The organism is bacterium (genome assembly GCA_035380285.1).
Taxonomy (GTDB): Bacteria; Auribacterota; Erginobacteria; order Erginobacterales; family DAOSXE01; genus DAOSXE01.
The window spans coordinates 1-9104 of the sequence record DAOSXE010000054.1 but is presented as its reverse complement, the minus strand read 5'-3'; the positions used below and the strand labels follow the sequence as shown (position 1 = coordinate 9104).

Sequence of the window (9104 nt, the reverse complement as noted above, 5' to 3'; positions counted from 1 at the left end):
CTCGACGGCTACAGCGACGCCTTCCTCACCAAGTTCGATTCCGCCGGTTCCGACTTGATCTTCTCCACCTTCCTGGGAGGAGCGTCCTACGACGACGCCGCCGACATCGTGGTCGACGGGGATTACTTCCCCTACCTGACCGGTTCGACCACTTCCTCCGACTTCCCCACGGTCAAAGCGTTCCAGGCGGCCCGGGGCGGGAGCAGCGACGTCTTCGTGACCAAGTTCGCTTCCGACGGATCTTCCCTGGTCTTCTCCACCTACATCGGGGGCGGGGACTTCGATAACGGCCGGAGCATCGGCCTGGACGCCGGCCGCTTCGTCTACGTCGGCGGGGAAACCGCCTCCGACGATTATCCCCTCCAACACCCCTACCAGGACGAACTCAACCAGGGGCAGTCGGCCACCGCCTACGACGCCTTCGTCACCAAACTCTGCTGCATGGGCAACTTCCTCATCTACTCCTCCTACCTGGGCGGCGCCGAAGACGATTACGCCTACGCCCTCGCGGTCGACGCCAACGAATGTGCCTACCTGGCCGGGGCCACCGATTCCAACAACTTCCCGGTCTCCCGTCCCTTCCAGGCCGCGCTCGCCGGCGGCGTCGACGCCTTCCTGGCCAAGCTGGGGCACACCCCGCCGCTGCTGGTCCTGCAGAGCGGCGACTATAACGGCGACGGTCACGCCGATATGGCCGTTTTCCGCGACCGCACCGCGCTCTGGGCGGTGCGCGGCGTCACCGTGACCTTTTACGGAAGGAGCGGAGACACCCCCGTGTCCGGCGATTACGACGGCGACGGGACCACCGACATCGCCGTCTATCGCGGGAGCACGGGGCTGTGGGCCGTCCGCAACCTGACCCGCACCTACTATATCTCGGGAGGAGACACGCCCGTTCCCGAGGACTACGACGGCGACGGGACCACCGACATCGCCGTTTTCCGCGGGAGCGTCGGCCTCTGGGCCGTCCGCGGCCTGACCAAGTGCTACTACGGCGGGTCGAAGGACATCCCGGTGCCGGGCAATTACGCCTCCACCCCGGCGGCCGAATTCGCCGTCTACCGGGGGGGGAGTTCCCTCTGGGCGATCCGGGGCGTGAGCTGGATCTATTTCGGCCGCCGCACCGACAAGGTGGTGCCGGCCGATTACAACGGCGACGGGATCGTCTCCCCGGCCGTCTTCTCCCCGATTTCGGGGCAGTGGAAAGTCCGGGGCCTGACCCGGGTCTACTGGGGCGGCTGCGCGGACATGCCCGCCCCCGCCGACTACAGCGGGAACGGCACCGACGATATCGGTCTCTTCCGCAGTTACCTGGGCCTCTGGGCGGTCCGGGGCGTGACCCGGGGCTACTTCGGGGCTTCCGGGGACATCCCGGTCACCCGCTGACGCCCGCGTAGGTCGAAAACGGCCTTCCCGCCCCCGAGGGGGGCGGGAAGGCCGTTTGCTTTCCCGGGCGCGTCGGCGCGCCGATTTTTTGATTTTTTACTTGCGCTTCCGGTTCGCACCCTCCATTATATACTTATAGGAGTGTTATAGTAGTGCAATCGGAGTGTCCGGGGGCCCGGAGACCCGTTGCCGGAAAAACGGCGAAAGCCGGCATCAAGGAGGGTAGCACCATGGAATTTGTCTATATCGCGGTTCTGGCGTTTCTGGCGGAGACGCTGGACGCCTCGATGGGGATGGGGTACGGGACCATCCTTTCCCCCCTGCTGATCAGTTTCGGGTTCCACCCCATCGCCGCCATCCCCGCCCTGCTCCTCTCGCAGGCCTTCGGCGGCTTCGCCGCTTCGGTCTTCCACCACGAGGAGGGCAACGTCACCTTCACCCGGACGTCCCGGGATTCCAAGGTCGTTTTCATGATCACCGTCCTGGGGTTGGTGGCGGTCGTTTTCGGCGCTCTGGTCGCGGTGGGCCTGCCCAAGCTCTATCTCAAGGTCTATATCGGCGTTCTGGTCCTGGTCATGGGCGTGATTCTCCTCTCCCGGTTCAGTTTCCGCTTTTCCTGGCGGAAGATGGTGGGAGTGGGAGTGATCAGTTCCTTCAACAAGGGGATCTCCGGGGGAGGTTTCGGACCGGTGGTGACCTCGGGGCAGATCATCGCCGGCAACGACCATAAGAGCGCCATCGGCTGCACCACCGCCGCCGAGGCCCCCATCTGTATCGCCGGTTTCGTCGCCTTCTGCCTGGCCGGCCAGGCCGCCGGCATTCCCGCCGAAGCCATCTGGTCCTTCACCGTAGCCGGCATCTCCATGGTCATTCCCAAGATGGTCCTTCCCCTCACCCTGGGGGCGATCGTGGCGGCCCCGTTCGGGGCCAAGATCACCAAGCGGGTCGCCAACGAGAAGCTCCGGCCCATCATCGGAGTGCTCGTCACCGTCCTGGGCGTCTGGGCCCTCTACCAGGCCCAGGCCTGGAAGATCTTCGGAATCTGATCCCGCCCGCGGGGAAGGAGAACGGATATGAGCAAGCGCGTTTTCGTGGGGATACTGCTGCTGGTTCCGGCCCTGAACGCCGCCGCGGCCGACGACGGAGACTGGCAGATATGGTTCGGCGGGGTGGCGGCGGGTAACCTGGCGGATTCCGTCAAAGCCGCCGTGGAGGAGACGGCGTACTACAGCAACGACGACGGGGAGGTCTACGAACAGTACACCCAGCCGTCGCTCTCCTGGACCGCGCTGGACTGGCTGGTCCTGGGCGGCGGCTGCCGGTTCGTCTTCAGCAAATCCGCCTCGGGCTGGCTGCAGGAAGACCGTCCCTACCTGGAGCTGACCCTGAAAACCGACTGGGAAGGCTGGAAAGTCAAGAACCGTTCGCGGGTGGCCTACCGCAGCCGCGAAACCGGGGACGACCTCTGGCGCTTCCGCAACAAGACCACCGTCGCCCTTCCCTGGACGCTCAGCGCCTGGAAGCTCGGGTTCTACCTGGCCGAAGAATTTTTCTTCGAACAGGAGCAGGAAGGCATCTACCGCAACCGCGCTTATGCCGGTCTGACCCTGGGCCGGATTCTGGGGCTGGAGACCCTGGGCGGCGATTTCTATTTCATGTGGGACGCCACCGAGAAGGACTGGGGCTGGCAGGATACCTACGTTCTGGGCACCATGGCGATTCTGGCCTTCTGAGCGTCGCCGCCGCCCGTATTTTGCTTGTCTGCGCCGGTCCGACCTGCAATAGTACCGGTTGAGGAGCAGCCGGTCCGCCGGGTCGGGCCGGGCAGGGAAGCGAGATCATGGAACGGGAACCCAAGGCGACGATCAAGATACCCCGGCCGCTCTACAACCACCTCAAGTCGCTGATCGCGGGCTCCGGGTTCGATTCGGTCACGGATTTCGTGGTCTACGTGCTGCGCGACATCGCCTCGGCTCCCGCGGTCCCGGAGATTTCGGGACGGCCCTACAGCCCCAACGAGCTGGAAGCGGTCAAGACCAAGCTCCGCCGGCTGGGCTATCTCGACTGAGCCGGCCATGGAGTTCATCGGCATCGCGGTTCTGGCCTTTCTGGCCGAGCTCTTGGATTCCTCGATGGGGATGGGGTACGGAACCACCCTCTCCCCGCTCCTGATCACCCTCGGCTTCCATCCCGTCGCGGTTATCCCCGGGATCCTGCTCTCCCAGGCTTTCGGGGGCTTTTCGGCGTCGGTCTTTCACCACGGCGAAGGCAACGTCACCTTCACCCGGACTTCCCGCGACTCCAAGATCGTTTTTCTGATCACGGTCTTCGGCCTGGTGATGGTGGTGGCCGGGGCCGCCATCGCGGTGGGGATCGACAAGCTCTATCTCAAGTCCTACATCGGGGTGCTCGCCCTGGTCATGGGCGGCATCCTGCTGTCCCGGTTCAGTTTTCGCTTTTCCTGGCGGAAGATGGTGGGGGTGGGGATCGTCAGCTCCTTCAACAAGGGGATCACCGGGGGCGGTTTCGGACCGGTGGTGACCTCGGGGCAGATCATCGCCGGCCACGACCACAAGAGCGCCATCGGCTGCACCACCGCCGCCGAGGCTCCGATCTGCATCGCCGGGTTCGTCACCTTCTGCCTGACCGGCAGCGCCTCCAGCGTGCCCGCGTCCGCCGCCTGGCGGTTCGACCTGGGCGGGATCCGGCTCATGGTCCCCAAGCTGGTGGTTCCCCTGGTGTTGGGAGCGCTCCTGGCCACGCCCTTCGGGGCTCGGATCACCCGGCGTTTCCCCGAGGAGAAAATCCGCCCCTTTCTGGGGGTCCTGGTCGGGGCCCTGGGACTCTGGACCCTGCTCAAGGCCTGGGTCCCGGTCTAAACGTCGCCCGCCCGTGCCGCCGCCCCGTCCAGGGGTTTTGCCAGGACGAAATAGGTCACTTCCCGTCCGGCATAGGCGTCGAAGAACGGCCGCCGTTTCCGGCAGAGCTGAAGGAAGCCGTTGCGCAGGAAAAAATCACGGGCGGATTCGGACATGGTCCCGCAATGGACGCCCGGAGTTCCGGCGGCCGCCAGGTGGCCCAGAAAACGGCGGAGCAGGCGGCTTCCCAGCCCCCGCCCCCGCCGTTCCCGGGAGAGGTTGATGTGAAGCACTCCCGGGTAGGGGGCGAGGTCGGCCGGGCAGCCGAATTCCCCCCCCAGGCCGGCCCGGGCCGCTCCGATCAGGAACCGGCGCGCGCCCGTGTCCGCCAGCAGCCCCCGCCGTAAGGCGCGTACGGCGATGCCGGGCAGGAACCGCGGCCAGAAGGCGCGCCCCAGGCGCTTGAAATTTCCGGAACCGAAGATATACCCGGCCAGGGCTCCTTCCGGCGTCACCGCCACGAAGACGTTGCCGGGTTCGAGATCGAGGAAGGGCCCGGTGAGGAGGTCGGCCAGCAGTTCCCGGTCGGGGAGAAACGCAGTTCCCGGCTCTCCCCGGAGAGCGGTATCCACGGCCAGGTCCCGGACCGGGACGCGGTCGCCGGGAGCGTAAGGCCGGATTTCGACGGGCCGGTTTTCCACGGGCGCCTCCTCCTGTGGTAAGATACACCACCATGAAGGGGCGGGTAAACAGAAGGGGGGAGGCTCCCCGGCGCAGGACGAGCCTGCGCCTGCGCTTGGTTCTCGCCTTCGCATTCCTGGTGGCGGCGGTGGCGGCCGGGGTGCTCCTGACCGTGGAATCGGGGATCGACCGCCTGCTCGTTCGGGTCCGGGGGAGCAGCGAGCGCACGGTCGAGTCGGTTTCGCGGGAAAACCGGGTCCTGGCCGAGAGCCTCCTGGTCCGGTACGCCCGGGAGATCGTCCAGGGACGCGCCCGCCAGGCCGGCGCCGAATTGGCGTACCTGCTGCGCGGCCGCGACTGCGCCGACTATGCCGCCCTGCGCCGGGACCCGGAGCTGCGCCGGATCGCCACCCAGGAGATCGAGGCGATCTATCCCGGCCGCCACCGGGCCGGCTATATCGACGTCGGCGACGACCGGGGGGTCTCGATCTGGCACCCCAACCCGGATATCGAGGGACGGAACTTCGCCGAATGGAAAGACCGCTATCCCCAGATGTGGGACCTGGTCAGCCGCAGTTTCACCGAGCCGGAGACCGCGGGGGAATACCTGTTCGTGGACGGCGACAACCGCGAGCGGGAAAAATACATGGTCAGCCGACGGGTTCCGGGCACCCCCTTCATCGTCTACGCGGTCGTCAATATCGGGGAGTTTTTCGCCCCCGTGATCGAGGCTATCGACCGCAAGGGGGAAGAAGTGGCTGCCGATTCCAATCTGCGGATCGCCGCTCTGCTCGACGAGTTCGAAGACGGGATCAAGAAAGGGAGTCTGCTGCTCGGAGGGCTCTTCGTCGTTCTGGGCGGAGCGGCCGGCTGGTGGCTGGCGTTCGTCATCTCGCGTCCGATCGTGCGTCTGAGCCGGGCGGTCGGCCGCCTGGGCGGCGGCGATTTCACCGTGGCGCTCCCCCCGGGGGGGACGTCGGAGGTCCGGGATCTGACCGCCGCCTTCAACCAGCTCGGCTCCCGGCTCAAAAGTTACATGCGGAACCTGGCCCGCGAGATCGCGGCCCGGGAAGCGGTGGAGAGCGAGATCAAGATCGCCCGGGGGCTTCAGGAATCGCTGCTTCCCCGGGCGGTTCCCGTCTTTCCGGGGGCTCCCGCCTTCGACCTGCATGCGGTCAACCTCCCCGCCCGGGAGGTGGCGGGCGATTTTTACGACTTTTTCCCGCTGGACTCCCGCCGCCTCGCCCTGGTCATCGCCGACGTCTCCGGGAAGGGGGTGCCCGCCTCCATCTTCATGGCGGTGACCCGGACCCTGGTCCGCGACTTCTGCCCGCGTTCCCCCGATCCGGCGTCGGTCCTGGCGGAGGTCAACAACGCCCTCTGCCGCGACAACGAGCGGTCCATGTTCGTGACCATGATCCTGGCTTTCTACGACGTCGACGCCGGCGGCCTGGTCTTCGCCAATGCCGGCCACGACCGCCTCTTCCTGGTGCGGGGGAACGGCGCGGTCGAGTCCGGAGGTCTGCTGGGGAATATGGCCCTGGGGGTTACGGCCGATTACGCCTATGCAAACGGGAACCTGGACCTGGCGGCCGGAGAGTCCCTGGTTTTCTACACCGACGGGGTGACCGAGGCCAGGAACGGCTCGGGGGAGTTCTTCGGCGCGCAGAGACTGGAACGTCTGCTCGCGGCCCACGCCGGAGAGAGCGCGGAAGCGCTCTGCGCTTCGGTGCGGGCGGCCGTGCTCGCGTTCCAGCCGGGGCCCCTCTTCGACGACGTCACCATCATGACCCTGACCCGGAGGGGAGCCTGACCGTGGGCGCCGCCCGAAGAGTCGGGGTGGCTGCGGCGGCGTTCGTTTTCTGCGCCGGCGCCGCCGCTCAAATTTCGCGCCCGGGACTGGAATCCAGTTTTCCCCTCCTGGATGGGCTGGCCTGGCGGTACGATTCCAACCTCGGCGACGCCCGGGCCTGGGTGGAGCAGACCGGAGAGGATCTGGTGCTCCATTCCCGGGCTCCCCACCTGGTCATGGAGCAGCGGATGAGGATTCTGCCTCGGGGGGTCTTCATCTACAGTGCGCACAGCGAGGTTTATTTCGTCGATACCGACCGACGGTACGATCCCCCCATGCTGCGGTTTCCCCTGCCTCTTTCCCTCGGGGACTCCTGGGAATGGAAGGGCAAGGAGATCGTGGACGAGGACGAGACCATCGACAGCACGGTCCGGGGCGAGGTGGCGGGAAAGGAGACCGTCGAGGTTCCGGCCGGGCGTTTCGAGGCCTACCGGGTGGTGGTGACCACCGAGTCCAGCGACGGCACCACCTCTTCCTCGAGCCAGTGGCTGGTGCCGGGGGTGGGCACGGTCAAGACCAGGATCGACATCGAGGCCGGGGGGTTGACCGGGTTCATGGTCTGGCTCCTGGGCTACGACGTTCTCGAATTCGAACTGAGCGCGGTCGAGTACCCGTCCCCGACCCCGTCGCCGGTCGGTTCACGGCTGGAGAAGGCATCCACGGATGGCACGGATGGAGAAGGAGCGGGGAAGAATTCACCATGAAGGACATGAAGAGGGGGGAATGAGAGGGTTCAGGGTTCGGGGTTCAGGCCCTCCGCCTAGTCCCCTCAATGGGTCCACAGATGACACGGATGGAGAAGGAGCGGGGAAGAATTTACCATGAAGTTCATGAAGGGGAGAGGGTCAGCCACAAGAGGCACAAGAGGGCACAAGAGGATTTTCAGAGGGTTGAGGACGGGCTGAAGATGCCCAGTGGCGGACAGTGAAAGCACCCTACATTTTCCCAATCTGTGGAACCTGCCTGCGGCAGGCAGGTCTGTGGACCTCTCCCTAATCTGCGTAATCCTGGTTTCACCATGAAGGACATGAAGTTCATGAAGGGGAGAGGGTCAGCCACAAGAGGCACAGAGGATTTAAAGGGGATGAATACGGCTCTATGCTCTATGCTCTATGCCTCCCCCCTGAACCCCGAACCCTGACCCCTTTATGCTATGCTCCATGCCTCCCCCCCGAACCCTGACCCCATCGGGGGCCGAGGCGGAGGGGCTTCACGCCCTTTGCTCCCTCCCCCGGCGCTTTATTCGTAACGGAGAGCGTCGATGGGGTTGAGGCGCGAGGCCTGTCGAGCCGGCCAGAGACCGAAGACGAGCCCGACGGCGGCGGAGAAGCCGCAGGCCAGGGCGATGGAGAAAGGGGTGACCCGGGTCGCCCACTCCGCCGCCGCGGCCAGGGCCATGGAGATCCCGGTCCCGAAGAAGATGCCGATCACGCCCCCGGTGACCGTCATGAGGACGGCTTCGATCAGGAACTGGGTCATGATATCCGCTTTGCGGGCCCCCAGCGCCTTGCGCAGGCCGATCTCCCGGGTCCGCTCGGTGACGCTGACCAGCATGATGTTCATGATCCCGATGCCGCCGACCAGGAGGGAGATGGCGGCGATCGAGCCCAGGAGCATGGTCATGGTTCGGGTGGTGGATTCGATGGTGTCCTGGATCTCGGCCATGTTGCGGACGTCGAAGACCTCGGCGGTCTCGTCGAGAACCCGGTGGCGTTTGCGCAGGAGGTCGTCGATTTCCTGTTCGGCCTCCTCCATCGCCTCCTCGGATACGATCTCGGCGTCGATGTTGTTGAGGTAATCTTTCCCCAGGAGCCGGTACATGGCGGTGGTGTAGGGGATGATGACGACGTCGTCCTGATCGCGCCAGGAACTCCCTCCCTTTTCGGGGAGGATCCCCACGACCTGGAAGGCGATACGGTTGATGCGCAGGAATTTCCCCACCGGGTTGGTTTCTCCGAACAGTTCCCGGGCCACGGTCTGGCCGATCACCGCCACCTTGGCCCGTTTCCGGACCTCCTCTTCGGAGAAGAACCGGCCGATCACCGGCACCGCCGCCCGCATCTGGGGGTAGTCGATCCCCTGGCCCTCGACCGAGGTGTTCCAGTTCTTGCCGCCGTAGACGAGCTGGGCCCTCCCCGAGACCCGGGGGGAGACGCGGCGCACCTTTTCCAGCTGCGCGATCGCCTCCGCGTCTTTTTCGGTGAGGCGGCTCACCGACCCGCTTTCCAACCGGACCGCCCCCTGGGACCGCGACGCCTGACGGATGCTGAGAAGGTTGGAGCCGAGGGAGGCCAGGCGCTGGCGGATGGAATCGGTCGCGCCCTGGC

9 protein-coding genes are annotated in these 9104 nt (G+C 65.9%); 7 read left to right on the top strand and 2 right to left on the bottom strand.

Going from position 1 to position 9104, the window contains the following annotated elements:
• The 5 genes from PLZ73_12295 to PLZ73_12275 all read left to right on the top strand — a co-directional run.
• On the top strand, positions 1-1386 hold a 1386-nt coding region (locus tag PLZ73_12295; GenBank protein HOO78653.1), incomplete at its 5' end, for an SBBP repeat-containing protein.
• A gap of 230 nt (positions 1387-1616) precedes the next feature.
• The gene (locus PLZ73_12290; protein HOO78652.1) at positions 1617-2432 is read left to right on the top strand and encodes a sulfite exporter TauE/SafE family protein; all 816 of its coding nucleotides are present in this window, start codon (positions 1617-1619) and stop codon (positions 2430-2432) included.
• Between the two features lie 27 nt (positions 2433-2459).
• Entirely contained in the window at positions 2460-3119 is a 660-nt protein-coding gene (locus PLZ73_12285; protein HOO78651.1) for a DUF2490 domain-containing protein, read from the top strand.
• Between the two features lie 107 nt (positions 3120-3226).
• Complete coding sequence (locus PLZ73_12280; GenBank protein ID HOO78650.1) at positions 3227-3454, top strand: CopG family transcriptional regulator; 228 nt, start codon at positions 3227-3229, stop codon at positions 3452-3454.
• A 7-nt stretch (positions 3455-3461) separates the two neighbouring features.
• Complete coding sequence (locus PLZ73_12275) at positions 3462-4265, top strand: sulfite exporter TauE/SafE family protein (GenBank protein ID HOO78649.1); 804 nt, start codon at positions 3462-3464, stop codon at positions 4263-4265.
• On the opposite strand, the gene PLZ73_12270 is transcribed toward PLZ73_12275, so the two are convergent.
• Positions 4262-4945 carry a GNAT family N-acetyltransferase gene (locus PLZ73_12270; protein HOO78648.1) on the bottom strand — a complete coding sequence of 228 codons (684 nt, stop codon included), beginning with the start codon at positions 4943-4945 and terminating at the stop codon, positions 4262-4264. The genes PLZ73_12275 and PLZ73_12270 overlap by 4 nt on opposite strands.
• A 32-nt stretch (positions 4946-4977) precedes the next feature.
• Here PLZ73_12270 and PLZ73_12265 point away from each other — a divergent pair, with 32 nt between their 5' ends.
• A complete protein-coding gene (locus PLZ73_12265; GenBank protein ID HOO78647.1) occupies positions 4978-6738 on the top strand; it encodes a SpoIIE family protein phosphatase in 1761 nt (586 codons plus the stop codon).
• A 2-nt stretch (positions 6739-6740) separates the two neighbouring features.
• Positions 6741-7481 carry a hypothetical protein gene (locus PLZ73_12260; GenBank protein ID HOO78646.1) on the top strand — a complete coding sequence of 247 codons (741 nt, stop codon included), beginning with the start codon at positions 6741-6743 and terminating at the stop codon, positions 7479-7481.
• Between the two features lie 535 nt (positions 7482-8016).
• Here PLZ73_12260 and PLZ73_12255 read toward each other — a convergent pair.
• Positions 8017-9104: ABC transporter permease (locus PLZ73_12255; GenBank protein HOO78645.1), on the bottom strand; the 1088-nt coding region annotated here is incomplete at its 5' end.

Coding starts and splice junctions, on each gene's coding strand:
- PLZ73_12290 (HOO78652.1), top strand. CDS start 1,617: ATGGAATTTGTCTATATCGCGGTTCTGGCGTTTCTGGCGGAGACGCTG.
- PLZ73_12275 (HOO78649.1), top strand. CDS start 3,462: ATGGAGTTCATCGGCATCGCGGTTCTGGCCTTTCTGGCCGAGCTCTTG.
- PLZ73_12265 (HOO78647.1), top strand. CDS start 4,978: ATGAAGGGGCGGGTAAACAGAAGGGGGGAGGCTCCCCGGCGCAGGACG.
- PLZ73_12285 (HOO78651.1), top strand. CDS start 2,460: ATGAGCAAGCGCGTTTTCGTGGGGATACTGCTGCTGGTTCCGGCCCTG.
- PLZ73_12280 (HOO78650.1), top strand. CDS start 3,227: ATGGAACGGGAACCCAAGGCGACGATCAAGATACCCCGGCCGCTCTAC.